Genomic DNA, 23,367 nt, shown 5'->3' on the forward strand with positions numbered 1-23,367 from the left:
GCTAGCGGAACCTGAGCTGCATCTGCCGGATCTCCGCGAGCAGGTCGGCCAGGGCGTCGTGGGCGTCGCTGTGCTGCGGCAGGCTGCGCTGGAGCTGCTCGGCGGCGCTGTGCAGGCCGGCGACCGAGGAGCGGAACACGCCGTACTCGACGAAGGTCATCCGGGCCTCGTTGTGGATGCGGCAGGTCGCCTCGAACCGGGAGCGCAGCGTCTGCACCTCGGCCCGGCGGAACTGCTCGGCGACGCGGCCGTCGAGCTCCTCGATCGCGCGGGCCTCGGCGGCGCACTCGGCGGGGTCCTCGGCGGCCCGGTGCAGCCAGCCGCGCGCCGCGGTCAGGTGGTTGTGCATCTTGCGCAGCTGGGCCGAGCCGTCGTCGAGGGCGTCCTCGACCCGGCGGCGCAGCGCGGTCGCGCGCAGCAGGGCCAGGCGGGAGCCGCGGTCGTCGACGCGGGAGGCGGCGTCGCAGGCCTGCAGCGCGTCGGTGTAGCGGCGCTCCCGCACGGCCCGCTCGGCGGCGTCGAGCTCGCGGCGGGTCAGCCAGCGCACCACCCGCTCGTGCTCGGCGCCGGTGAGGTGCGGCGCGCCGCCGAGTCGCAGCCGGGTGTACGCCCGGGCGCTGCGGCTCAGCGCGTCGTTCCCGGCGCCGTCGAGGGCCCCGATCGCCTCGTCGAAGGCGTGCCGGCGCAGCAGCACCCGGGCCAGCTCGAGGTGCGCCAGCCGCAGCCGCGGCGCCAGGGCTCCGTCGTCGTGGGCGGCGGCGGCCTCCAGCAGCTCGCCGCACGTCTTGGGCCGGTCGAGGGCGAGCATGCAGATCGCCTTGGCCAGGTGTGTCTCGGCGTCGCCGGGGCGCAGCGACAGCGCCTCGTCGAGCCGGGCGAGGGCCGTGTGGTAGTCCGGCGGCCGCCGCCGCATGCACGCGTAGGCCTGGCGGACCAGCTCAGGCGGGTCGGTCCGCGTCGACGTCGGCTGTTCCATGGGCGCCTCCGCCCTGGTGAACCCCCGTGATCCATTGATCGTCGTGCGGATTCTAACGGTACGGTGAACGGAATGTGACATCGGTATGCCGGATGAGGTCCGAGTTCACCCGAGTGCAGGTACCACACAACCCATGAACGTTCAGGTACAACACAACTCATGAACAACGCGCGCATCGCGATCGACCCCGACTTCCGCATCGGCGAGGCCGACCGGCGGCTCTTCGGCTCCTTCGTGGAGCACCTGGGCCGTTGCGTCTACGGCGGCGTCTTCGAGCCCGGCCACCCCGCCGCCGACCCGCTCGGCCTGCGCGGCGACGTCCTGGCGCTGACCCGGGAGCTGGGCGTGAGCGTCGTGCGCTACCCGGGCGGCAACTTCGTGTCCGGCTACCGCTGGGAGGACGGCGTCGGGCCGGCCGCGCAGCGCCCCCGCCGCCTCGACCTGGCCTGGAAGACCGTCGAGTCCAACGCGTTCGGCCTGGACGAGTTCATGACGTGGGCCCGGGCCGCCGGCGCCGAGCCGATGCTGGCCGTCAACCTCGGCACCCGCGGCGTGCAGGAGGCGTGCGACCTGCTCGAGTACGCCAACCACCCGGGCGGCACCGAGCTGTCCGACCGCCGCCGCCGGGGCGGCGCCGAGCAGCCCTACGGCATCCGGCTGTGGTGCCTGGGCAACGAGATGGACGGCCCCTGGCAGATCGGGCACAAGACCGCCGAGGAGTACGGCCGGCTGGCCGCCGAGACCGCGCGCGCGATGAAGATGATCGACCCGGGCGTGAGCCTGGTGGCGTGCGGCAGCTCGGGCCGCGGCATGCCGACGTTCGGCGCCTGGGAGGCGACCGTCCTCGAGCACGCCTACGAGCATGTGGACTACGTCTCCGCGCACGCCTACTACGACCCGAGCGACGGCGACCGGGCCAGCCTCCTGGCCTCCGCCGTGGACATGGACGCCTTCATCCGCGACGTCGTCGCCACCGCCGACCACGTCGCCGCCCGCCACCGGCACACCCGCCGCATGAAGATCTCGTTCGACGAGTGGAACGTGTGGTACATGTCCAGGCCCGCCGACCCCGAGCGCCCGGACTGGCAGGAGGCGCCGCCGCTGCTCGAGGACGACTACACCGCCACCGACGCCGTGGTCGTGGGCGACCTGCTCGTCACGCTGCTGCGCCACGCCGACCGCGTCGGCGTCGCCTGCCAGGCCCAGCTGGCCAACGTCATCGCCCCGATCCGCACCCGCACCGGCGGCCCCGCCTGGCGGCAGAGCATCTTCCACCCGTTCGCCCTCACCGCCGCCAACGCCCGCGGCACGGTCCTGCGCATCGAGCCGGCCGGGCCGTCGCACGATACGCAGCGCTACGGCCCGGTGCCGTCGCTGTCGGCCGTCGCCGTGCACGACGAGGAGCACGGCGCCGTCACGCTCTTCGCCGTCAACCGCGCCGAGACGCCGCTGAGCGTCGAGGTGGACCTGCGGGGCCTGCCCCCGATGCGGGCCGCCGAGCACGTCGCCATCGCCGCCGGCGACGCCGTCAACACCGCCGACGCCCCCGACGCCGTCACCCCCCGGCGCCTGGCCGTGCCCGCGATGGACGGCGGCCGGTGCACCCTCGACCTGGCCGGCCCGTCCTGGAACATGGTGCGCCTCACGCGCGGGTAGCGTGGGACTCCTCATGCTGCGTGACACACTCCTGCCGCTCGTCGGGGTGCTGTCCTCGATGATCATCGTGCTCACCGCGCTGTCGGCGGCACACACGCTCGTCGTGCCGCGGGGGACCTCGGTGCTGCTGACCCGGTGGGTCATGGCCGCCGTGCGGGCCGCGTTCGACGTGCGCCTGCGGTGGGCCCGCGGCTACGCCGAGCGCGACCGGATCCTGGTGCTGTTCGGGCCGGTGACGCTCATGGCGCTGCCCGGGGTGTGGCTGACGCTCACGCTGATCGGGTTCGCCGGGCTGTACTGGTCGCTCGGCGTGCGGCCGTGGCAGAACGCGGTGCTGGACAGCGGCTCCTCGCTGCTCACGCTCGGCTTCCACCAGCCGGGCGGGCTCCTCACCGGCGGGCTGCAGCTCGTCGAGGCTGCACTCGGGCTGTCGCTGCTCGCCCTCGTTGTGAGCTACATTCCGGCGCTCTACAGCAGCTACACGCGCCGCGAGGTGCTGGTGACCGCGCTGGAGGCGGAGGCCGGCACCCCGCCGTCGGCCGTGCGGCTGCTCGAGCGGCTGCTGGACGCCGATGGGCTCGCGCTGCTCGACGGGTACTGGCACGAGTGGACCCGCTGGTTCAACGAGATCGAGGAGACCCATTCGTCGAACCCGCTGCTGGTGTTCTTCCGCTCGCCCTCACCCGAGCGGCACTGGGTCACCGCGGCCGGCACCGTGCTGGACGCGGCGGCGCTGGTGTGCTCGTCGTTCACCCTCGGCGAGGTGCGCCCGGCGCACGCCGAGCTGTGCCTGCGGGCCGGCACCCTCGCGCTGCGCCGGGTCGGGGACTACTTCCGGATGCCCGAGCAGTCCGGCGCAGCGGTGGCGATCGGCCGGGCGGAGTACGACGAGGCGTACCAGCGGCTGCGGCGGGCCGGCGCCCGGCTGTGCGGCGACCCGGACCGGTGCTGGCGGGACTTCGTGATGCACCGCGCCGCCTACGAGGCGCCGCTGCTGCAGTTCGCGTCGCTGACCACCGCGCCGTCGGCGATGTGGTCGGCGGACCGGCCCATCCCGTTCCACCGGCTGCCGATCACCCGCCGCCACGCTGAGCCGTGGCTGTAGCCCCGGTGCCGGACGGGTCCACCGCGTCGGGCGTGACGGTCGCGGCCAGCGAGCCGAGCAGGGCCAGGCCGCGGGCGCTGCCGGAGCCCGGCTCGGCGTGGTAGATCACCAGCAGCTGGCCGCCGGAGTCGCCGATGGCGAGCTTCTCGCGGCGCAGCTCCAGCAGGCCGACCTGCGGGTGGCGCATCCGGGTCGGCGCGCCCGCGAGGGGCTTGACGTCGTGGCGGGCCCACAGCCGGCGGAAGTGCTCACTGGCCAGGGACAGCTCGCCGACGAGCCGCTCCACGCGCGGGTCGTCGACGTCGTCGGCGATGGAGTTGCGAAACGCCGCGACCATGCCGCCGATGGCCTGCTCCCAGTCCGGGTACAGGTCGCGCTCGTCCTCGTCGAGCAGCGTGTCGCGCAGCCGGTTCGTGCCCGGGCGGATCCGCGGGGAGAGCGCGGTGGCGAGCCGGTTGGCCGCGAGGACCTCGAACATGCGGCTCTCCACGAACGCGGGCAGCTCCAGCACGTCCAGCAGCTGGCGTACCCCCGCGGGCACCACCTCGCGGCGCGGCCGGCGCGGCGAACGGGGCCGGGCCGCGGACAGGCTCAGCAGGTACTGCGTCGCCTCCGCGTCCAGCCCGAACACCCGGGCCAGGGCCTCGAGCACCTGCGGCGACGGGTTGCGGTCGCGGCCCTGCTCCAGGCGCAGGTAGTAGTCGGCGCTGATGCCGGCGAGCGTGGCGACCTCCTCGCGGCGCAGCCCCGGCGTGCGGCGCACCCCGACCACCCGCAGCCCCGCGTCGGCCGGGTCCACCAGCTCCCGCCGCGCCCGCAGGTACTCGCCCAGCGCGTTCGTCCTGCTCGTGTTGCCATTCACTTTGCCAGCCTACGGCCGGCCGAAGCGGCCCATCCTGGTCCTGGCACCCCCAGGATCGGCAAGGCCCTGCCTGCGCCCGCCCGGCCGCGCGATGGTGGTGGCATGACGACGAACGACCTGCCCGGCGGCGTGTTCCGCGCCGGCGACCTCGACCTCACCCGCTTCGGCTACGGCGCCATGCAGCTGGCCGGCCCCGGCGTGTTCGGCCCGCCGAAGGACCGCGCCGCCGCCGTCGCCGTGCTGCGCGAGGCGGTGGAGCTCGGCATCACCCATATCGACACCGCGGACTTCTACGGCCCGCACATCACCAACGAGATCATCCGCGAGGCCCTGGCGCCGTACCCGGCCGAGCTGCACATCGTCACCAAGGTCGGCGCCCGCCGCGACGCGCAGGGCGGCTGGCCGCACGCCCGCAGCCCCGAGGAGCTGCGGGCGCAGGTGCACGAGAACCTGCGCAACCTGGGCCTGGAGGCCCTGGACGTGGTGAACCTGCGCGTAGGGGGCTTCGACGCGCCCGAGGCGGGCTCGATCGCCGAGCCGTTCGGCGCCCTCGCCGACCTGCAGCGCGACGGCCTCATCCGGCACCTCGGCCTGAGTACCGTCAACGCCGAGCAGCTCGCCGAGGCCCAGGCGATCGCCCCGGTGGTGTGCGTGCAGAACATGTACAACATCGCCCGCCGCGACGACGACCACCTCGTCGAGCTGACCGCCGGGCAGGGCATCGCCTACGTGCCCTACTTCCCGCTCGGCGGCTTCTCGCCGCTGCAGTCCGGCATCCTGCAGGACGTGGCGAAGCGCCTGGAGACCACGCCGCTGTCGGTCGCCCTGGCCTGGCTGCTGCACCGCTCGCCGAACATGCTCATCATCGCCGGTACCTCATCCGTCGCCCACCTGCGCGAGAACGTCGCCGGCGCCGCCCTCGAGCTGCCCGCCGACGCGCTCGCCGAGCTCGACGCGATCGGGGCCTGACACGCCGGAAGAACACCGGCGGGACACTTGTCGCGGAGCAAGTAACCTTCGGTATAGAGTGCGCGCCTCGGCACATTGCTGTGGATGGAGGGCGCGATGCGCAGCGAGCTGGTCGCGCAACGGTCGGTCCGCCGCGACGCCCTCGACCGCATCCAAGTGCTCATCGGCCTGCGCGGCCTGGTCGACCTCGGCACCCAGCCGATCCTCGAGGAGGCGCTGGACCGCGCTCTGGCCGAGCCCGGGGTCGCCGAGATCGTCATCGACCTCGAGCACCTGGTCATGCTCGACTCCACCGGCATCGCGACGCTGCTGTCCGCCTACCGCACCGGGCTGGCCGACGGCATCGCGGTGCGGGCGCGCAACGCCGGCGGCCTGGTCCTGCGCGTCCTGGAGATCACCGGGGTCCGCAAGACCCTCGAGGGCTGAGCGGCCGGTCAGCCCTGCTGGGCGGTCAGCCCGGCCGCGAGCACTTCGGCCTGCACGTCGGTGATCTCCTCGCCGTAGTCGCGCACCAGGTCCACGCGGGTGTACACGATGTGCCCGCCGGCCTCGGCGGCCTGCGGCACCAGGCGCACGCCGCCGTCGTCGAGGGCCAGCGCCGGGTCGGCGTCGTTGGACTGCGCGAGCGCGCGGATGTCGTCGGCGGTGATTGTCGTCATGGCGACACAGCTGCCCGGGCCGCCCGGCGGGCAAACATCGCTCGTCGGCGGCCCGAGCCGTGGGGGCCTTCGGTGGTTCGGCTGCCCCGGCCCGGCCGAACGGCCGTCCGGGACTTGGTCGCCGCGGCCATAGCATCGACGACCATGACAGGTGAGGGTGTGCAGCGGCCTGTGCGCATGGCCGTCGTGCACCGCGACGGCCGCGGTACTGGCGCGGCGAGCTCAGCTCCGCGGCCCTGGCGCTGGGGGTGCAGTCGATCGCGGCCCGGACCAAGCTCGACGCGAGCGCGGTGATGCTGACGCTGTACGCGGTGACAATGGCCCGCCTCGGCGGCGTCGACCCGGTGGCGACCCGGCTGGTGTCGAGCAACCGGTTCCGCCCCGGCCTGGCGGAGATCGTCGGCCCGGTGTCGCAGACCGCCCTGTGCGTCATGGAGGTGGCCGGCGCGCCGTTCACCGACGCCCTGGAGCGGGTCCGCCGCTCGGCGATGCTCGCCTACAAGTACGGCTACTACGACCGGGCCCGGCTGGAGGAGATGATCGCCGCCACCGCGCCCGACGTCGACCTCAACGCCTTCTACAACGACCGCCGCGGGCCGGTGGCGCCCGAGCCCGTCGAAGCGCAGGAGGTGAAGGCCGCGCTGGCGCGCACGGTGTTCCGGTGGACGATCCGGCGCGACGAGGTGTACCCGCGGCTGTTCCTCAATGTCGACGACGAGGGCCCCGACATGGTGCGCCTGCACATCGAGGTCGACACGCACCACATGGGGCCGTCGGCGGCCGAGGAGCTGCTGCGCTCGATGGAGGCCCTCGCGGTCAGCGAGGCGAGCTGACCGGCACCCGCTCGGGCGCGTCCGCGTAGCGCCGGCTCAGCGCGTACTCCCGCTCGAGGTCCTCCAGCGCGGCCCGCAGCGCGGCGAGGCGCTGCTCGACGCCGGCCACCGGGGCCGGGGGCGGCGCCTTCTCCACCTCGTGCGCCTCCTGCAGCGCGTTGAGCACGACGCCGACGAGCAGGTTGGTCAGCAGGTACGACGCGGCGATCATGTACGACAGGTAGTACAGGATGCCCCACTCGGTGACCTCCCGACCGGCCTGCAGCGTGTCGGTGATGCCGTCCAGGGACAGCAGCAGGAACAGCGTCAGCATGGCCTGCCCGACGGTGCCGTAGCGCTCGGGCTGGGCCTCGCCGAACACCATCCACCCGACCATGGCGTAGCCGTAGAGCACCAGCAGCGTGATGAGCAGGAAGCTGCCCAGCCCCGGCAGGCTGCGCCGGATGCCCACCAGGATGACCCGCAGGCTGGGGAAGAGCCGGAACGCGCGCACGATCCGGGCCAGGCGCAGCAGCCGCAGGATCGTCACGTTCTCGCGCACTCCCGGCACCAGTGGCGCGAGCACGATCGCAAGGTCGAAGAGGTTCCAGCCGTCGCGGAAGAACCCGCCGCCGCGCGGCAGGTGCGCGGCGAAGCGCACGAGCAGCTCCACCGAGAAGCAGGCGAGGAAGACGTACTCGAGGGCGTGGAAGGCGGGGCCGCCCGAGGAGACGACACCGCGGTACGTCTCCAGCCCCATCGTCAATGCGTTGAGCACGATGACGATGAACGAGGCGGCGTTGAACCACGGTGCGGCGACCAGCCGGCGGCACGCGGCCGCCACCCTGGACACCGCGTTCGGCGTGCTGTCCACGGGGCGGCAGCCTACGCGATCCACGGCGCCGTGCGCGCCGAGGGGGATACGAACCGCCGAACCTCGAGCCAGTGACGGCTATACGACACCTCGGCGTATCCGGGCAACGTATTTCGGGCAGGGTTCGGGCCGATGAAGAGTTTGACCGGCATGCGCGCCGCGCGTGAGCGACGTCGTGACGTCGACGGCCGAATTGCAGCTTTCGCCACCTTGGTTCGCTTCGCGCCCGCGCCCATTTTCGTAACACGCGAATGCCGCTGCTCGAAACGCGGATTGCGTGCGCCGTAAATTTCTGGTTGCCCCGCTTGCCTGCCCATTCTTTTCGGGCGCCTAATTAAGCCCGCGTCTCGACTCGTTTCGACAGGGGGGCTCATGGCTGTGATTGGCGCACCGCTGCGCGGCGTGCGTGCCGCCCGGCGCGTGGCCGCCTTCGCCGCCGCCGTGTTGCTGGCGACGGCGGTGATCACGGCGCCGGCGGCCATGACGAGCGCCGCGCCGCCGCCGGGATTCCAGACCTCGCTGATCGTGGGCGCCGGGCTGGACGGGCCGTCCGGCTTCGAGGTCGCGCCCGACGGCCGCATCTTCGTGCTGGAGCGCACCGGAAAGATCAAGATAGTCAAGGACGGGCAGCTGCTGGCCCAGCCGTTTGCCGAGCTGCCGTCCGTGGCCTCCGGCGACCGCGGCCTGATCGGCGTCGCATTCGACCCGGAATTCGGCGTCTCCAACAACTACGTCTATTTTTACTACACCGGGCTGGACCTGCTCAATCGGCTGGTGCGATTCGACGCGTCCGGTGACGTGGGCACCGACGGGCCGTTCCTGATTTTCCAGACACAGTCGCCCTCGCAGGAACTGCATGTCGGTGGCAGCATCCGGTTCGGCCCGGACGGGAAAATGTACTTCGCGGTCGGCGACAACGGATATCCGCCGAATGCGCAGGACCTGAGCAACCCGCACGGCAAGATCCTGCGGATCAACAAGGACGGCTCCATCCCGACCGACAATCCGTTCTACGGACAGCCGGGGAAACTCGGCGCGATCTGGGCGTACGGCTTCCGCAACCCGTGGCGGTTCCAGTTCGACCCCGCCACCGGCCGGCTCTACGGCGGCGACGTCGGCGACTTCAGCTGGGAAGAGGTCAACCACATCGTCAAGGGCGGCAACTACGGCTGGCCGCTGCACGAGGGCCTGTGCGCCACCGGCTGCGCCGGATACGTCGACCCGATCTACACCTATCCGCACGACGGGCAGAGCGCGGCGGTCACCGGCGGCCCGGTCTACCGCGGGTCGATGTTCCCGCCGCAGTACCAGGGCAGCCTCTTCTTCGGCGACTACGCCAAGGGCTTCATCAAGCGGGCCGACCTCGACGCCGCCGGCAACGTGGTGGCGGTGCACGACTTCGACACGGCGGCAGGCTCGGTCGTCGACCTGAAGGAGGCACCGGACGGCTCGCTGTACTACCTGACGTACTTCCCGGGCCGGCTCTATCGGCTCAGCTACACGCTGGGCAACCAGCAGCCGACGGCGAGCGCCGCGGCCGACGTCGTCAAGGGCCTGAACCCGCTCACCGTGCACTTCTCCAGTGCCGGCAGCTCGGACCCCGACAACGACCCGCTGTCCTACCACTGGGACTTCGGCGACGGATCGAGCAGCACCGCGCCGAACCCGACGAAGGTGTACGCCAACGTCGGTGTCTACCAGGTGGGCCTGACGGTCACGGACACCGACGGCCACACGTCATCGGCCACGCCGCTCGTGGTGCAGGTCGGCATCCCGCCGACGCTGCGGGTGGCGGTCCCCGCCGACGGCTCCACCTACCGGGCCGGCGACACGATCACGTACAACGCCTTCGCCAACGACGCCGCCGGGTTCGACCTCGACGACGGAAAGATCAAGACCGAGGTGCGGCTGCACCACGGCACCCACTTCCACCCGTTCGTCGGCCCGCTGACCGGGCGCGTCGGCTCGTTCACGATCCCGCGCACCGGCGAGCCGTCCGCCGACACCTGGTACGAGATCATCGTCACGGCTACCGACGAGAACGGGCTGAGCGCCACGCAGTCCGTGCGCATCAACCCGCTCAAGTCCGGCCTGACGTTCCAGACCTCGCCGCCGGGCCTGGGCATGGAGGTCGACGGCATCCCGGTCACGACACCGCACACCGTCGAAGGGGTGCGCGGGTTCCAGCGCGAGGTGGCGGCGGCCCCGAGCGTGCTCGGCCCCGACGGCGTCGTGTACCACTTCACCGGCTGGTCCGACGGCAAGGCCATCCGGCACACGATCACCACGCCGGAGACGGACACCACCTACACCGCCACCTACGCACCGTCGGGCACCTTCACCGCCGCGTACTGGTCGAACACGACGCTGACCGGCACACCGGCGCTGACCCGCCAGGACCCGCAGATCGACTTCGTGTGGCCGGACGAGCCGGGGCCCGGCGTCAGCGCGGACCAGTTCTCCGCGCGATGGACCAAGTCCCAGTACTTCGCCGCCGGCCGCTACCGGTTCACCACCGTCACCGACGACGGGGTGCGGCTGTTCATCGACGACCGGCTCGTCGTCGACGAGTGGCACGACCAGGCCGGCACCGCGCACGACTACGTCACCGACCTGGCCGCCGGCAACCACTCGCTGAAGATGGAGTTCTACGACGGCGGTGCCGCGGCGGTGGCCAAGCTGTTCTGGGACAGCACGACCGACCAGCCCGACGCGAGCTGGGCCGGGCAGTACTGGAACACGCCGGGCACGGGCAACGCGCCCGCGATGCCGGCCGGCCCGCCGGCGCTGAGCCGGGCCGACGACGACCTCGCGTTCAACTGGGCGGCCGGCTCGCCCGACCCGGCGATCGACCCGGACCACTTCGCGGCCCGGTGGACCCGGACGCTCGTCGTCGAGCCGGGCGTCTACTCCTTCGCCGCGACCGCGGACGACGGCGTCCGGGTGGTCGTCGACGGCGTGCGCGTGATCGACCGGTGGGCCGACCACGACCCGCAGACCGACACCGCCGAGGTGCCGCTCGACGGCGGCCCGCACGCGGTACAGGTCGACTACTACGAGAACGCCGGCGACGCACAGGTCCGGCTCGCCTACACCAAGGTGGGCGACCTGCCCGAGCCCACCGCCTACACCTCGCAGTTCTGGAACACCGCCACACCGGCGATCCCGGCCGGCGCGCCCGACCTGACCCGCACCGACGCCACGATCGGCTTCGACTGGGGCGGCGGCTCACCCGGCGCACCCATCGGCGCCGACCACTTCGCCGCCCGCTTCACCCGCACCGACACCCTCGCCGCGGGCACCTACCGATTCAGCGGCGCCAGCGACGACGGTGTGCGGGTCTACCTCGACAACAGCCTGATCGTCGACCGGTGGCAGGACCAGAACGCCCCGTACAGCGTCGACAAGGTGGTCCTCGCCGGCACCCACACGATCCGGGTGGAGTACTACGAGAACGAGGTCGGCGCCCTGCTGTCCTTCGACTACCGGCGCATCGGGGCGGTCACGCCGGCCGCACCGTTCCACGCGGAGTACTTCGCGAACAAGACGCTCAGCGGCGTGCCGGCGCTCACCCGCGACGAGGACGCCGTCGACAACGACTGGGGCCTCGGCTCGCCCGGGCCGGCGATCCCGCCCGACCAGTTCTCGGCCCGCTGGACGCAGACGACGCAGCTGGCCGCCGGCAACTACGCGTTCACGGTGACCGCCGACGACGGCGTGCGCCTCTACGTCGACGGCGCGCTGGTCGTCGACAGCTGGGTCGACCAGGGCCCGGCGCCGCACTCGGTGACGCTCGCGCTGGCCGAGGGCACCCACACCATCGTCATGGAGTACTTCGAGTCGTTCGTCGGCGCCGTGGCCCGGCTGACGTACGCCCCGACCGGCACCCCGCCGGCGCCGGCCGCCCAGTTCACCGGCGAGTACTTCGCCAACCCGACGCTCACCGGCCCGCCGGCGCTCACCCGCAACGACGACACCATCGCCTTCAACTGGGGCGACGGCTCGCCGGCCCCGCAGATCCCGCCCAACCAGTTCTCCGTGCGGTGGACCAGGTCCGAGACCCTCGCCGCCGGCACCTACCGCCTCACCGCCACGGCCGACGACGGCGTCCGGGTCCTCGTCGACGGCCAGACCGTCCTCAACGGCTGGGTCGACCAGGGCCCCACGACCTACACCACCGACGTCCCGCTCGCCGCCGGCCCGCACACGGTCGTCGTCGAGTACTACGAGGCGTTCGTCGGCGCCACTGTCGCGTACAGCCAGGTGAAGATCTAGGGAGGACGAGTCCGGATGGGTGGCACGCTGCTCGACGAGGACACCGAAACGCGGATACGGACCGACGTCACGATCGTCGTGCCGACCCGCAACGAGGCGGACAACGTACGCCCGCTGGTGCAACGGCTGCGCGCCGTGCTCGGCGACACGGCCTTCGAGGTTGTGTTCGTCGACGACAGCGACGACACCACACCCGAAGTGATCCGCGACGTGATGTGCGACGTCGACGACGAGCGGGTGCGCCTGCTGCACCGGCCCCGGGGCGAGCGCGAGGGCGGGCTCGGCGGCGCCGTCGTCGCCGGCATCGGCGCCGCGCGGGCGCCCTGGATCATCGTCATGGACGGCGACCTGCAGCACCCGCCCGAAACCCTGCCCGCGATGATCGTCCGGACCGGGGCGTCCGTCACCGGCGACGACCAGGAGGACACGGTCGAGATCCGGGCCGGGGCCGACGCGGTGATCGCGACCCGCTACGCCGGCAAGGGCCGCGCCGACGGCCTCGGCGGCGCGTGGCGCCGGCTGGTCTCGCGGGCGTCCGGCATCGTCGCGAAGCTGGTCTTCCCGCGCCGGCTGGCCCGCGTGTCCGACCCGATGAGCGGTTTCTTCGCCGTGCGGCGCGAAGCGCTGACCGACGCCGCCCTGCGGCCGATCGGCTACAAGATCCTGCTGGAGATCCTCGTGCGGGCCAGGATCGGGCGGATCGCGGAGGTGCCCTACACCTTCCTGCCGCGCGAGGCCGGCGACAGCAAGGCCTCGCTGCGGGAGGGGCTGCGCTTCGCCCGGCACCTGGCCGTGCTGCGGCTCGCGACGGTCGCGCGGCCCGGCTCGAGCATCGGGCGGGCCGTCGGCTTCGCCGCGGCGGGCGCTACCGGCATCGTGGTGAACTCGGTGCTGCTGTGGGCACTCAGCCGGGAGCTGGCGCTGCCGTACCTGGTGGCCGCGTTCCTGTCGATGCAGGGCGCGATCGCGTGGAACTTCATGATCGTCGACCGGTTCGTCATGTCCGGGACCGAGCGCCGCCTGCACCGCCGCCTCGGCCGCTTCTGGCTGATCAACAACAGCCTGGTGCCGGTGCATCTCGCGGTGCTCGCCGGCCTCGTGCAGGGCCTGGGGACGCATCTGCTGGTGGCCAACGTGCTGGCGATCGGCGGCGTGTTCGTGCTGCGCTACGCCGCCACCAGCCGCTGGGTCTACGGCCAGACCGGCGATTCCATGACCGCCGGTGCGTTGCGCCGCCTGGCGGTCGCCGGACGGCGCTCGGTGCAGATCCGCTTCGGCCTCGGTCTCCTGCTCACGCTCGCCGCGTTCCCGGCGCCGGCCCTGGCGACCTGGCGGGCGCTGCTCGACGGCGGTTCGCACGTGCCGCTGGTGATCCCGTTCATGACGGCGGCGGCGCTGCTGGTCGGCCGGCTCAAGGCCGCCGACGCCGAGCCCGACGTGCACGACCGGCAGGTCGACGGGCTCATCGCGACGGCCCTGCTGCTCACCGCCGGCGCGCTCACCGCGCTCGCGCCGCCCGGCGACGCCGCCTCCACCTGGACACTGCTGGCGGTCGTGTCCTACCTTGCCGCCGCGACCGTGCTGCTGCTCGGCACGCGCACCGCGGCCCGGCTGCGGTGGGCGCTGGTGCTGCCGCTGCTCGCGATCGACGAGGCCGCCCCGGCATCGGCCGCCCAGGCGCTGCACCGCCTCGGCGGCGCACCGTTCTCCACGGCGCTGCTCTGCCTGATGCTGGCCGCACTGAGCTGCTACGGCCTGACCCGCCGCTTCGTGATCGGCATCGGGATCTCGCTGCCCATCCTGGTCGCGGTGGCCCTCGCCACCGGGCAGCTCGGCGGCGTGCCGCTGGCCTTCGACGCCTCGCTCGGGCTGACCGTTGCGGCGTTCGCGTGGCGATGGTCGGCATCGGTCGCGGTGCAGCGCAGCGACGCGCGCCCGCACTACGTGCCGCGCGGACGGCTGGCGTTCGTCACCCTCGCTCTTGCGGCGGCCCTGCTGGGCGTGCCCGGCTCGCCGCTCGCGTCGGCCGTGCGCCACGACGGCGGCCTCAGCACCGGGAACCGGCCGTGACCGCCGTCGGCGTCAGCAAGGTGCCCGGCCGCGAGGAGCGGGAGCTCGTCGCGAGCATCGACGGGCTGCGCAACCGGTGGCCCTCGCTCTCGGCGCACGTGGTGCTGACCCGGGTACAGAAGCTGGTGCTGCTGGCCGTGGTCGCGCTGGTGGCGGCGGCACTGGTGTGGCGGCCGATCGGCACGCTGCAGGTACTCATCGGGTGCATCACCGTGGTGTACGGCGGTGCCATCGCCTTCCGGGTCGCGCTGGTGTGGGCGGCCGGGCGCCAGGAGCACCGGGTCTGGGTCAGCGACTCCGACGCCCTGGCGGCCACCGACGACGAGCTGCCCGTCTACACGGTCCTGGTGCCCGCCTACCGCGAGCCCGAGGTGATCCACCTGCTCATGGCGCACCTCGAAGACCTCGACTACCCGGCCGACAAGCTCGACGTCAAGCTGCTGCTGGAGGCCGACGACACCGAGACCATCGCTGCGGCGCGGGCCCAGCTGCCGGCGGGCTCGCGCATCCACGTGGTGATCGTGCCGCCGTCGCAGCCGCAGACCAAGCCCAAGGCGTGCAACTACGGCCTGCAGCTGGCCAGGGGCGAGCTCGTGACCATCTACGACGCCGAGGACCGGCCGGAGCCGCTGCAGCTGCGGCGCGCGGCCGTCGCGCTCGCCCGGCTCGGCCCCGCCTACGCGTGCCTGCAGGCGGAGCTCGGGTACTTCAACACCTACCAGAACCGCATCACGCGCTGGTTCACGCTGGAGTACGCGGCCTGGTTCCGCTCGTTGCTGCCCGGGCTCGTCGCCTTCGGCATGCCGATCCCGCTGGGCGGCACCAGCAACCACTTCCGCACCGAGGCGCTGCGCGAGCTGGGGGCCTGGGACCCGTTCAACGTCACCGAGGACGCCGACCTCGGCATGCGCCTGGCCCGGCTGGGCCACCAGGTCGGGGTGCTGCACGCGGTCACGCTGGAGGAGGCGAACTCCGACTTCATCAACTGGGTCAAGCAGCGCAGCCGCTGGTACAAGGGCTACCTCATGACCTGGCTGGTGCACATGCGTGCGCCCCGCCAGACGCTGCGCCAGCTCGGCTGGCGCGGGCTGCTCTGCCTCAACTTCTTCGTCGGCGGCACGCCGCTCACGGCGCTGATCAACCCCGTGTTCTGGGCGATGACGATCCTGTGGGTGATCGCCCGGCCGCACGCGATCCAGGTCCTGTTCGTGGCGCCGGTGTACTACCTCGGGCTGCTGTGCCTGGTGCTCGGCAACCTCACGGTGATCTACCTCAACGTGCTCGTGGTGCGCCAGATGGACCGGCCCAACCTGCTGTGGTCGGCGCTCATCTCGCCGGTCTACTGGGCGATGATGAGCATCGCCGCGGTCAAGGCGGGCCTGCAGCTGCTGCTGCGCCCGTCGTACTGGGAGAAGACGACCCACGGGCTGCACCTGAAGCAGGGAGCGGCACATGGCGGTTGACACGATCGCGGTCGGCGCCACCCCGGTTACCCGCCCGCGCCGGCTGACCGAGGGCCGGGTCGTCCTCGGTGCGGCTCTCGTCGTGTACCTCGCGCTGGCCTGCTGGATGTGGCGGCAGCAGTTCATACCCCAGGACTCCCTCAGCCGCCTCGCCAACGGTTACTACGTCCTGTTCAGCCGCGACCCGCACCTGGCCGCGGTCGGCATCGTCTGGAACCCGCTGCCGTCGCTGGCCCTCCTGCCGTTCCTGCCGCTCGGCGCGCTCGTGCCGGCGCTGGTGCGCGACGGCCTCGTCGCGGTCCTCGTCTCCGCGGGCGTCATGGCCGTGACCGTGGCGGTGACCCGCGACATCCTGCGGCGGCTCGGCGTGTCCCGCACGCCCCGGCTGATCCTGACCGGGCTGTTCGCGCTGCACCCGATGATCTTCTGGTACGCCGGCAACGGCATGAGCGAGGCACTCTTCCTCGTCGCGCTCATGCTCGCCACGCGCAGCCTGCTGCAGTGGCTCGCCGACGGCCGCCCCGAGCGGCTGGTGGCGCTCGGCCTCGCCCTCGGCCTGGCCTACGGCAGCCGCTACGAGGCCCTCGCGCCCGCGCTCGCCGCACCGGTCGCCGTGTTCGGCGTCAGCTGGTGGCGCAACCGCGGCCGGGAGTCCGGGCGGCTCGGCATCGCGCAGGCCGACGCCGTGCTCGCGGGCTTCCCGGCGCTCGTGACCGTCGGCCTGTGGGCCGCGTGCGGGCGGATCGTCGACAACCAGTGGTTCGCGACGTTCTCGTCGAAGTACGGCAACGCCGCGCAGGTGGCGGCCAACCGGGCGGCCATCGAGTCGGTGACCGGCTCCACCCTCGCCGACCGCGCCGCCTACGCGGCGCAGCAGCTCGCCGGCCTCGAGCCCCTCGCGCCCGCGGTGCTGCTCGTCGCGGCCGTGCTCGCGGTTCGGTGGCGCGACGCGCGGGCGCTGGCGCCCGTCGCCGTGCTCGGCTCGGTGCTGGCCTTCGACAACCTCGCCTTCCTGCTCGGCAGCTCGTTCGGCTGGCTGCGGTTCCAGATCGCGGTGGTGCCGCTGGTCGTCGTCCTGGTCGGCATCCTGCTGTCCCGGCAGGGCCCGGCGCGGGGCCCGGGACCGCGGCGCGCGGCGGTCGTCGCCGGCCTGCTCGCGGCGGCGCTGGCGGTGCCGGTGACCGTCCTGACCCTGCGCAACCCCGATCTGGCCCGCGAGGAGTCGGCGTTCCTGACCGCCGGCGGCGCCGAGCAGACCCGGTTCCTGGCCCGGCAGAACCTGCGCATCGGCGCCGAGATCGACGGGCTCGGCCTGCCGGACGGCGCGGTGCTGACCGACTCGGCGTACTCGTACGCGGTCATCCTCGCCAGCCGCCACCCGAAGCAGTTCGTGATCAGCTCCGACCGCGACTTCGCGGCGATCCTGGCCGACCCGAAGGGCCACGGCGTGCGCTACTACCTCGTGTCGGCCGGCGGCGCCGCGGACGCGGTGCGAGCGGCCTATCCGGCCCTGGAGCAGGCCCCGGCCTCCAGAACGTGGCCCGACTTCCAGGGCCGCGCCCTGTTCACCCTGGTTCCGGTGTCGTGACGGCATCGCGCCCCGAGCGGGAGTCGAACCCGCTGCGCGCCGCTTTAGAGGCGGCAGCCCAACCGTAGGGCCTCCGGGGCGTGCGGGTGGCCGGCGGCGCCTTGCGAGACGTGGCGTGCAGGCGGCCTTGACCGCCTGCACGGCGATCGCGCTTGTTTGTGATGCGACTTGCTTTACACAGCCTCGATGCGCTCGCGCAGCTCGGCGTCGGCGACGCGGGCGCGCGCCGCGACGTACTCGTCGGCGGTGAGCGACCGGCCCAGCTCGTCGAGCGTACGCAGCACGAAGCGCTGCGTCACGACCCGGCGGTTGAGCGCGTCCAGCGCCGCGGCCTGCCGCAGCACCTTGCGCTGCAGCCAACGCGTCGCCTTGGCCAGGTCGCCGTCGAACTGCGCGGCCAGGGCCTCGAGCTCGGCGCGGACGGCCTCAGGAGTGCTCATGAAATTTCACCCCCTCTCGAGCCGAGAAGGGGCAGGCGGGCGAGCAACCGGTGCGCGGCGGGTTCCAGCGCCGCGGCGGTCAGGGCGCCGCCGAGGTCCGGCTCGTGGACGCGGACCAGCCGGTGGCCCGCCTCGGCCGCGTCGTCGCACAGCCAGCCGAGGGCGAGCTCGTCGCGGGCGGCGAGCAGCACGAGCGTGTTGGAGGTGGAGTGCCAGCCCGAGGCGGCATCGGGGTGCTCGAAGGCGAAGTCGAACGCGGCATGTGCCGCCTGACAGGCCTGGGTGCCCGGCGGGAGATCGGCGCGGGTCACGAGATAGAGGCGCGGGACCCGAAGCTAACGGTGCGGCATGAAGCCATCGTAATCACACCCGTCAAGACCCCGCCACGATGCATGCGGGCGCAGCGGTCAAAAGGTCTCCACGTGCAGGCGGCTTGACAACGGTTTCAGAACGGCCCGGCACCGGAGATTGATCCACGCATCGAAGAGTCTTGACAACTTCCTGAAAAGGTTTGCAGACTCGACGGAGATCGATGGGAGGCCATGGGTGCCGGTGACGATCAAGGACGTGGCGCGCGCCGCCGGGGTGTCGCCGGCGACGGTGAGCCGCACGCTGGCCACGCCGGAGCTGGTGCACGCCGACACCCGCCGGCGCGTCCAGCAGGCCGTCGACGCGCTCGGATACAAGCCCAACCGGGCCGCGCGCGGCCTCATCACGGGCCGCACCGGCAACCTCGGCCTCATCGTGCCCGACCTGACCAACCCGTTCTTCCCGGGCGTGGTCAAGGGCGTGCAGACCCGGGCCCGCGAGTCCGACTACGCGGTCTTCCTCGCCGACACCGACGAGGACCCCAGCGCCGAGGCCGACGTCGTGCGCAACCTCAGCAAGCAGGTCGACGGGATCATCCTGTGCTCGCCGCGCATGAGCGAGGAGGAGCTGCGCTCGCTCACCGGCGAGACCCCGATCGTCATGCTCAACCGGCGCGTCGGGCGCATGCCGTCGGTCACCGTCAACAGCGCCGACGGCATCCGCCAGGCGGTCGCGCACCTCACCGCGCTCGGGCACCGCCGCATCGCCTACGTGCCCGGCCCGAAGCTGTCGTGGTCCAACCGCGAGCGCGTGCGCGCCCTGCGCCAGCACACCGCCGCGGCCGGCGTCGAGCTCGTCGAGGTCGGCAACGTCGCGCCGCAGTTCGCCGGCGGCGTCGCCGCGGCCGACCAGGTGCTCGCCACCGGCGTCACGGCCGTGCTCGGCTACAACGACCTGGTCGCGCTCGGCATGCTCAGCCGGTTCGCTGCGCGCGGCGTCGCCGTGCCCGAGCGGATCAGCGTCATGGGCTTCGACGACATCGTGCTCTCCGAGATGGTCAACCCGTCGCTGACCACCCTCGCCCAGCCCAAGGAGCAGACCGGCCGGGCCGGCGTCGACCTGCTCCTGCAACTGCTGGCGGACCCCGAGCGAGCCTTCTCCCGCCGGGAGCTGGAGTCGCACCTCATGGTCCGCAACTCGACCGGCCCGGCACCAACTCCCTAAGCCGTTTTGGCAAGTCTAGTAGCGAAGGGACCTCCGCCAATGTTCCTGTCCCGGCGCCGCCTCGGCGCGACCGCGTTGTTCGCCTCCCTAGCCCTCGTCGCCGCCTGCGGCGCGCCCGACAAGCCCGCCGCGCAGTCCGGCCCGACCGGCGGGGCCGTGCCCGACAAGCCCTCCGCACCGGTCTCGCTCAACATCCTCGACGTGGCCGGCAACCTCCAGCTGACCCAGGGCATGATCGACGAGTACGTGCAGAAGAACCCGTCCGTCATCTCGAAGGTCACCTACTCCAAGGCCACGGCTCCGGAGCTCGCCGGCAAGGTCAAGGCGCAGCAGGACGCCAACCGCGTCGACATCGACGTGGTGCTCACCGGTGTGGACGGCCTCGCCGCCGGCATCGACCAGAAACTGTGGATGTCGTTCCAGCCGTTCACCAGCCGCCTCACCGCCATGAACGACTACCTGCCGGGCGCGGCGAACATGCAGAAGCTCGCGGGGGAGTACGGCGTCACCGTCACCTACTACCCGTCCGGGCCGCTCATCGAGTACCTGCCCGCGAAGGTGCCCAACCCGCCGAAGACCGCGCAGGAGCTGCTGGACTACGCCAAGGCCAACCCCGGCGCCGTGCAGTACGCCCGGCCCGCCAACTCCGGACCCGGCCGCACCTTCCTCATGGGCCTGCCCTACCTGCTCGGCGACAAGGACCCCAAGGACCCGGTCAACGGCTGGGAGAAGACCTGGGCCTACCTCGCCGAGCTCAACAAGTACGTCACGCTGTACCCGTCGGCGACCAGCGAGACGATGAAGAGCATCGCGAACGGATCGGCGAAGATCATCGCGTCGACGACCGGCTGGGACATCAACCCGCGCGTGCTCGGCCAGGTGCCGAAGGAGGCCGCGATCGGCTCCCTCAACGGCTTCCACTGGGTCACCGACGCGCACTACGTCGTGGTGCCCAAGGGCGTCTCGACCGACAAGCAGGCCGCGATCCTGTCGCTGCTGCAGTCGATGCTCACCAAGGAGCAGCAGGCGAAGGCGTACGACAAGGGGTACTTCTACCCGGGACCGGCCATCAAGGACGTGCCGCTGTCCATGGCGCCCGCCGACAGCCAGAAGGCGATCGCCGACTTCGGCCGGCCCGAGTACGACGCGCTCATCGCGAACAACCCGATCGAGGTACCGCTGGACGCCAAGGCCCTCGTCGCCGCGTTCGACCGGTGGGACCGCGAGATCGGCGGCGCGAAGGTGAAGAAGTGACCGTGCCCGAGCCCGCGTTCGAAACGCTCCGCCTCGACGGCGTGACCCGGCGCTTCGCCGGGCACGCCGCCCTGGCGGACCTGACCCTCGACATCCGCCGCGGCGAGTTCATCGCCCTGCTCGGCCCGTCCGGCTGCGGCAAGTCGACCGCGCTGAACTGCCTCGCCGGGCTGCTGCCGCTGTCGGGCGGCAGCATCTGGCAGGACGAGCGGCGCCTGGACACCCTGCCGCCGGAGCGGCGCGGCTTCGGCATGGTGTTCCAGAACTACGCCCTGTTCCCGCACCTGAGCGTGCGCAGCAACATCGCCTTCGGGCTGCAGATGCGCCGGCTGCCGCGCGCCGAGGTGCGCCGGCGCACCGACGAGGCGGTCCGCCTCGTGCGCCTGGAGGAGCACGCCGCGAAGCTGCCCGGCCAGCTCTCCGGCGGCCAGCAGCAGCGGGTCGCGATCGCCCGCGCGGTGGTCATCTCCCCGTCGCTGGTGCTCATGGACGAGCCACTGTCCAATCTGGACGCCAAGCTGCGCCTGGAGATGCGCACCGAGATCCGCCGGCTGCACCAGAGCCTCGGCCTCACCACCGTCTACGTCACCCACGACCAGGAGGAGGCGCTGTCGCTCGCCGACCGGCTCGTGGTGCTGCGCGCCGGGCGCGTGCAGCAGGTCGGCAGCCCGGAGGAGCTGCACACCCGGCCGGCCAACCCGCACGTCGCCGACTTCATGGGCTTCCGCAACCTGCTGCGGCTGCGGGCCGAGAAGGTCGCCGGCGACAGCGTCGTGATGAGCCTAGAAGGGGTCCGGCTCACCGGCACCGCGGTCGCCGACGTGCGCCCCGGCGACGAGGTGCTCGCGGCGGTACGACCCGAGAACCTCCGCCCCGGCGCCGAGGCCGAGGAGGGGCTGCACTGCGTCGTGGACGTCGTGGAGTACCAGGGCCGGGAAATGGCCGTCGAGGCACGCACCCGCGACGGGCTCCAGCTGCACCTGCGCACCACGGCGCGGCTGGCGCCGCAGGACGCGATCACCGTCACCGCCGACGCCGCGCACCTGCTCGTCTACCCGGCGGGGGAGGCGTGATGGCCGAGGTCGCCCTGCGCCACCGCCTCGCCGAACGCGGCGTCGACCGCCAGTTGTGGCTGCTCGCACCTGCCGCCGCGTTCGTCGTGCTGCTGTTCATCTACCCGTTCGCCTACGGCGTCGGCCTGTCGTTCCAGCCCGAGCAGGGCGGACCGCTGGAGGCGTACCGCAGCTTCTTCGCCGACGCCTACGAACGCGCCACGATCTGGACCACACTGCGCATCGCCCTGCCCGCCGCGCTGTTCAACGTCCTCGCCTCGGTGCCGATCGCCTACCGCATGCGCGGGCGGTTCCGCGGCAGGCGGGCCGTCACCACGCTGCTGGTCGTGCCCATCACGCTCGGCACCGTGCTCACCGCGCAGGGCCTGCTCAACTACCTCGGCCCGACCGGCTGGTTCAACCGCACCCTGCTCGACGCCGGGATCATCGACGAGCCGATCCGGCTCATCCACAACTCGTGGGGCGTGCTCCTGTCGCTGGTCATCACCGGCTTCCCGTTCGCGTTCCTGCTCGTGCTGTCCTACCTGTCGGGCATCGACCCCAGCCTCGAGCGGGCCGCCGCCACCCTCGGCGCCGGCTGGTGGTCGCGGTTCCGGCGCATCACCCTGCCGCTGCTCGCGCCGGGCCTGGCGACCACGTTCTGCCTCACGTTCGTGCTCGCCTACAGCGTGTTCCCGTCCGCGGTGCTCGTCGGCGACCCGGCGGGGGAGACCCGGGTCATCGCCTACGCCGCCTGGCAGGCCCGCTACCAGCACTACGACTACGCCCAGGGCTCCGCCATCGCCATCGTCATGGGCCTCGTGGAGCTCGTCGTCATCGGCGCGGTGCTGGGCGCGCGCTCGATGCTGTACACCGGACCGACTGGAGGCAAGGGATGAAGCGGCGCATCGTCGCGCGCCCCGCCGCCTGGATCGTCTGGGGCGCCGTCATCTTCTTCATGCTCAACCTCGCCGGCGTCGTCGGCTCGGTCCTGGTCAGCTCCTTCGGCACGAGCTGGTTCGACACCTGGCTGCCACAGGCCTTCACGACGCAGTGGTACACGCAGGCCTGGGACGAGTTCGACCTGCTGCACGTGCTGCTGGTGACCCTGGAGGTGTCCCTGGCGGTCGTGGTGGTCTCGCTGCTCATCGGCGTGCCCGCCGCCTACGTGCTGGCCCGGCGGCGCTTCCCGGGGCAGCGGGTCATGTACCTGGCGTTCCTGCTGCCGATCCTCATGCCGCCCATGACCTACGGCATCCCGCTGGCGACGGTGCTGTACAAGTACGACCTCGCCGGGCACCTCTCCGGCGTCATTCTGGCCAACCTCGTGCCGTCGGTGCCGTTCGTCATCCTCACGATGACCCCGTTCATCGAGCAGATCGACCCCGCCATCGAGCGCGCGGCCCGCATGTGCGGCGCCCGCACCGGGCAGGTCTTCCTGCGGATCCTGGCCCCGCTGCTGGTGCCCGGCATCCTCGCCGCGTCGATCCTGGTGCTGGTGCGCACGATCGGCATGTTCGAGCTGACGTTCCTCACCGCCGACGAGGAATCGTCCACGTTGGTCGTCAAGCTGTACGCCGAGATGGCCTCCCCGGGCATCCGCGCCCAGCAGTCGATCGACGCCATGGCCGTGGTCTACACCGCCACCATGCTCGTGCTGCTCGTCCTGGCCCTGCGCATCGTCAACCCGACCCAGCTCGTCGCCCGGGTCAAGGAGGAGGTCGACTGACATACCCATCGCGATGCACTCCTGCTGGTTCTCCCTACTGGTGAAAGGAC

General features: G+C 72.2%; 20 protein-coding genes. 14 read left to right on the top strand and 6 right to left on the bottom strand.

Annotated features, from left to right (window positions below; all coding sequences use genetic code 11):
* Position 1: 1 nt before the first annotated feature.
* Positions 2-976 carry a tetratricopeptide repeat protein gene (locus ABD901_RS05250; protein WP_345121804.1) on the bottom strand — a complete coding sequence of 325 codons (975 nt, stop codon included), beginning with the start codon at positions 974-976 and terminating at the stop codon, positions 2-4.
* Between the two features lie 159 nt (positions 977-1,135).
* Between ABD901_RS05250 and arfA the strand changes: the two genes are divergently transcribed.
* Together arfA and ABD901_RS05260 are read left to right on the top strand one after the other, a co-directional pair.
* Positions 1,136-2,632, top strand: a complete 1,497-nt coding sequence (gene arfA / locus ABD901_RS05255; protein WP_345121806.1) for an arabinosylfuranosidase ArfA — start codon at positions 1,136-1,138, stop codon at positions 2,630-2,632.
* A 13-nt stretch (positions 2,633-2,645) separates the two neighbouring features.
* Positions 2,646-3,737 (top strand): VOC family protein, encoded by a 1,092-nt coding sequence (locus tag ABD901_RS05260; protein ID WP_345121808.1) that lies wholly within the window; start codon positions 2,646-2,648, stop codon positions 3,735-3,737.
* Here ABD901_RS05260 and ABD901_RS05265 read toward each other — a convergent pair.
* Positions 3,706-4,599, bottom strand: a complete 894-nt coding sequence (locus ABD901_RS05265) for a helix-turn-helix domain-containing protein (RefSeq protein ID WP_345121810.1) — start codon at positions 4,597-4,599, stop codon at positions 3,706-3,708. The two genes, ABD901_RS05260 and ABD901_RS05265, sit on opposite strands and share 32 nt — an antisense overlap.
* Before the next feature lie 102 nt (positions 4,600-4,701).
* Between ABD901_RS05265 and ABD901_RS05270 the strand changes: the two genes are divergently transcribed.
* Entirely contained in the window at positions 4,702-5,568 is an 867-nt protein-coding gene (locus tag ABD901_RS05270; RefSeq protein ID WP_345121812.1) for an oxidoreductase, read from the top strand.
* Positions 5,569-5,664: 96 nt separating this feature from the next.
* Entirely contained in the window at positions 5,665-5,994 is a 330-nt protein-coding gene (locus tag ABD901_RS05275; RefSeq protein ID WP_345121814.1) for an STAS domain-containing protein, read from the top strand.
* A gap of 8 nt (positions 5,995-6,002) precedes the next feature.
* Here ABD901_RS05275 and ABD901_RS05280 read toward each other — a convergent pair whose 3' ends face one another.
* A complete protein-coding gene (locus ABD901_RS05280; RefSeq protein WP_345121816.1) occupies positions 6,003-6,227 on the bottom strand; it encodes a hypothetical protein in 225 nt (74 codons plus the stop codon).
* Positions 6,228-6,475: 248 nt separating this feature from the next.
* Here ABD901_RS05280 and ABD901_RS05285 point away from each other — a divergent pair, with 248 nt between their 5' ends.
* Positions 6,476-7,060, top strand: a complete 585-nt coding sequence (locus ABD901_RS05285) for a hypothetical protein (protein WP_345121818.1) — start codon at positions 6,476-6,478, stop codon at positions 7,058-7,060.
* Here the strand turns inward: ABD901_RS05285 and ABD901_RS05290 are convergent.
* Complete coding sequence (locus tag ABD901_RS05290) at positions 7,044-7,913, bottom strand: ion transporter (RefSeq protein WP_345121820.1); 870 nt, start codon at positions 7,911-7,913, stop codon at positions 7,044-7,046. The two genes, ABD901_RS05285 and ABD901_RS05290, sit on opposite strands and share 17 nt — an antisense overlap.
* Positions 7,914-8,285: 372 nt before the next feature.
* Here ABD901_RS05290 and ABD901_RS05295 point away from each other — a divergent pair, with 372 nt between their 5' ends.
* The 4 genes from ABD901_RS05295 to ABD901_RS05310 are packed head-to-tail and all read left to right on the top strand — an operon-like array spanning position 8,286 to position 17,309.
* Positions 8,286-12,188 (top strand): PA14 domain-containing protein, encoded by a 3,903-nt coding sequence (locus tag ABD901_RS05295; protein WP_345121822.1) that lies wholly within the window; start codon positions 8,286-8,288, stop codon positions 12,186-12,188.
* A 15-nt stretch (positions 12,189-12,203) separates the two neighbouring features.
* Entirely contained in the window at positions 12,204-14,258 is a 2,055-nt protein-coding gene (locus tag ABD901_RS05300; RefSeq protein WP_345121824.1) for a glycosyltransferase, read from the top strand.
* Positions 14,255-15,721 (top strand): glycosyltransferase family 2 protein, encoded by a 1,467-nt coding sequence (locus tag ABD901_RS05305; protein ID WP_345121826.1) that lies wholly within the window; start codon positions 14,255-14,257, stop codon positions 15,719-15,721. The genes ABD901_RS05300 and ABD901_RS05305 overlap by 4 nt, the downstream gene beginning before the upstream one ends.
* A complete protein-coding gene (locus ABD901_RS05310; RefSeq protein ID WP_345121828.1) occupies positions 15,711-17,309 on the top strand; it encodes a hypothetical protein in 1,599 nt (532 codons plus the stop codon). Before ABD901_RS05305 ends, ABD901_RS05310 begins: the two co-directional genes overlap by 11 nt.
* Before the next feature lie 173 nt (positions 17,310-17,482).
* Here ABD901_RS05310 and ABD901_RS05315 read toward each other — a convergent pair whose 3' ends face one another.
* Together ABD901_RS05315 and ABD901_RS05320 are read right to left on the bottom strand one after the other, a co-directional pair.
* Positions 17,483-17,749, bottom strand: coding sequence for a hypothetical protein (locus tag ABD901_RS05315; RefSeq protein WP_345121830.1), 267 nt, complete (start codon positions 17,747-17,749; stop codon positions 17,483-17,485).
* The gene (locus ABD901_RS05320; protein WP_345121832.1) at positions 17,746-18,060 is read right to left on the bottom strand and encodes a hypothetical protein; all 315 of its coding nucleotides are present in this window, start codon (positions 18,058-18,060) and stop codon (positions 17,746-17,748) included. The genes ABD901_RS05315 and ABD901_RS05320 overlap by 4 nt, the downstream gene beginning before the upstream one ends.
* A gap of 235 nt (positions 18,061-18,295) precedes the next feature.
* Between ABD901_RS05320 and ABD901_RS05325 the strand changes: the two genes are divergently transcribed.
* From ABD901_RS05325 to ABD901_RS05345, 5 genes are read left to right on the top strand one after another with little or no spacing between them, the layout of a single operon-like run.
* The gene (locus tag ABD901_RS05325; RefSeq protein ID WP_345121834.1) at positions 18,296-19,282 is read left to right on the top strand and encodes a LacI family DNA-binding transcriptional regulator; all 987 of its coding nucleotides are present in this window, start codon (positions 18,296-18,298) and stop codon (positions 19,280-19,282) included.
* A gap of 39 nt (positions 19,283-19,321) precedes the next feature.
* The gene (locus ABD901_RS05330) at positions 19,322-20,536 is read left to right on the top strand and encodes an extracellular solute-binding protein (protein WP_345121836.1); all 1,215 of its coding nucleotides are present in this window, start codon (positions 19,322-19,324) and stop codon (positions 20,534-20,536) included.
* On the top strand, positions 20,533-21,609 hold the full coding sequence (locus tag ABD901_RS05335) for an ABC transporter ATP-binding protein (RefSeq protein WP_345121838.1): 1,077 nt from the start codon (positions 20,533-20,535) through the stop codon (positions 21,607-21,609). The genes ABD901_RS05330 and ABD901_RS05335 overlap by 4 nt, the downstream gene beginning before the upstream one ends.
* The gene (locus ABD901_RS05340; RefSeq protein WP_345121840.1) at positions 21,609-22,487 is read left to right on the top strand and encodes an ABC transporter permease; all 879 of its coding nucleotides are present in this window, start codon (positions 21,609-21,611) and stop codon (positions 22,485-22,487) included. The genes ABD901_RS05335 and ABD901_RS05340 overlap by 1 nt, the downstream gene beginning before the upstream one ends.
* Positions 22,484-23,317, top strand: coding sequence for an ABC transporter permease (locus tag ABD901_RS05345; protein WP_345121842.1), 834 nt, complete (start codon positions 22,484-22,486; stop codon positions 23,315-23,317). Before ABD901_RS05340 ends, ABD901_RS05345 begins: the two co-directional genes overlap by 4 nt.
* The last annotated feature ends 50 nt before the right edge of the window (positions 23,318-23,367 follow it).

This window comes from Dactylosporangium darangshiense (assembly GCF_039537565.1).
Lineage (GTDB): Bacteria > Actinomycetota > Actinomycetes > Mycobacteriales > Micromonosporaceae > Dactylosporangium > Dactylosporangium darangshiense.

Coding starts and splice junctions, on each gene's coding strand:
- ABD901_RS05250 (WP_345121804.1), bottom strand. CDS start 976: ATGGAACAGCCGACGTCGACGCGGACCGACCCGCCTGAGCTGGTCCGC.
- arfA (WP_345121806.1), top strand. CDS start 1,136: ATGAACAACGCGCGCATCGCGATCGACCCCGACTTCCGCATCGGCGAG.
- ABD901_RS05260 (WP_345121808.1), top strand. CDS start 2,646: ATGCTGCGTGACACACTCCTGCCGCTCGTCGGGGTGCTGTCCTCGATG.
- ABD901_RS05270 (WP_345121812.1), top strand. CDS start 4,702: ATGACGACGAACGACCTGCCCGGCGGCGTGTTCCGCGCCGGCGACCTC.
- ABD901_RS05275 (WP_345121814.1), top strand. CDS start 5,665: ATGCGCAGCGAGCTGGTCGCGCAACGGTCGGTCCGCCGCGACGCCCTC.
- ABD901_RS05280 (WP_345121816.1), bottom strand. CDS start 6,227: ATGACGACAATCACCGCCGACGACATCCGCGCGCTCGCGCAGTCCAAC.
- ABD901_RS05295 (WP_345121822.1), top strand. CDS start 8,286: ATGGCTGTGATTGGCGCACCGCTGCGCGGCGTGCGTGCCGCCCGGCGC.
- ABD901_RS05300 (WP_345121824.1), top strand. CDS start 12,204: ATGGGTGGCACGCTGCTCGACGAGGACACCGAAACGCGGATACGGACC.
- ABD901_RS05310 (WP_345121828.1), top strand. CDS start 15,711: ATGGCGGTTGACACGATCGCGGTCGGCGCCACCCCGGTTACCCGCCCG.
- ABD901_RS05315 (WP_345121830.1), bottom strand. CDS start 17,749: ATGAGCACTCCTGAGGCCGTCCGCGCCGAGCTCGAGGCCCTGGCCGCG.
- ABD901_RS05330 (WP_345121836.1), top strand. CDS start 19,322: ATGTTCCTGTCCCGGCGCCGCCTCGGCGCGACCGCGTTGTTCGCCTCC.
- ABD901_RS05340 (WP_345121840.1), top strand. CDS start 21,609: ATGGCCGAGGTCGCCCTGCGCCACCGCCTCGCCGAACGCGGCGTCGAC.
- ABD901_RS05345 (WP_345121842.1), top strand. CDS start 22,484: ATGAAGCGGCGCATCGTCGCGCGCCCCGCCGCCTGGATCGTCTGGGGC.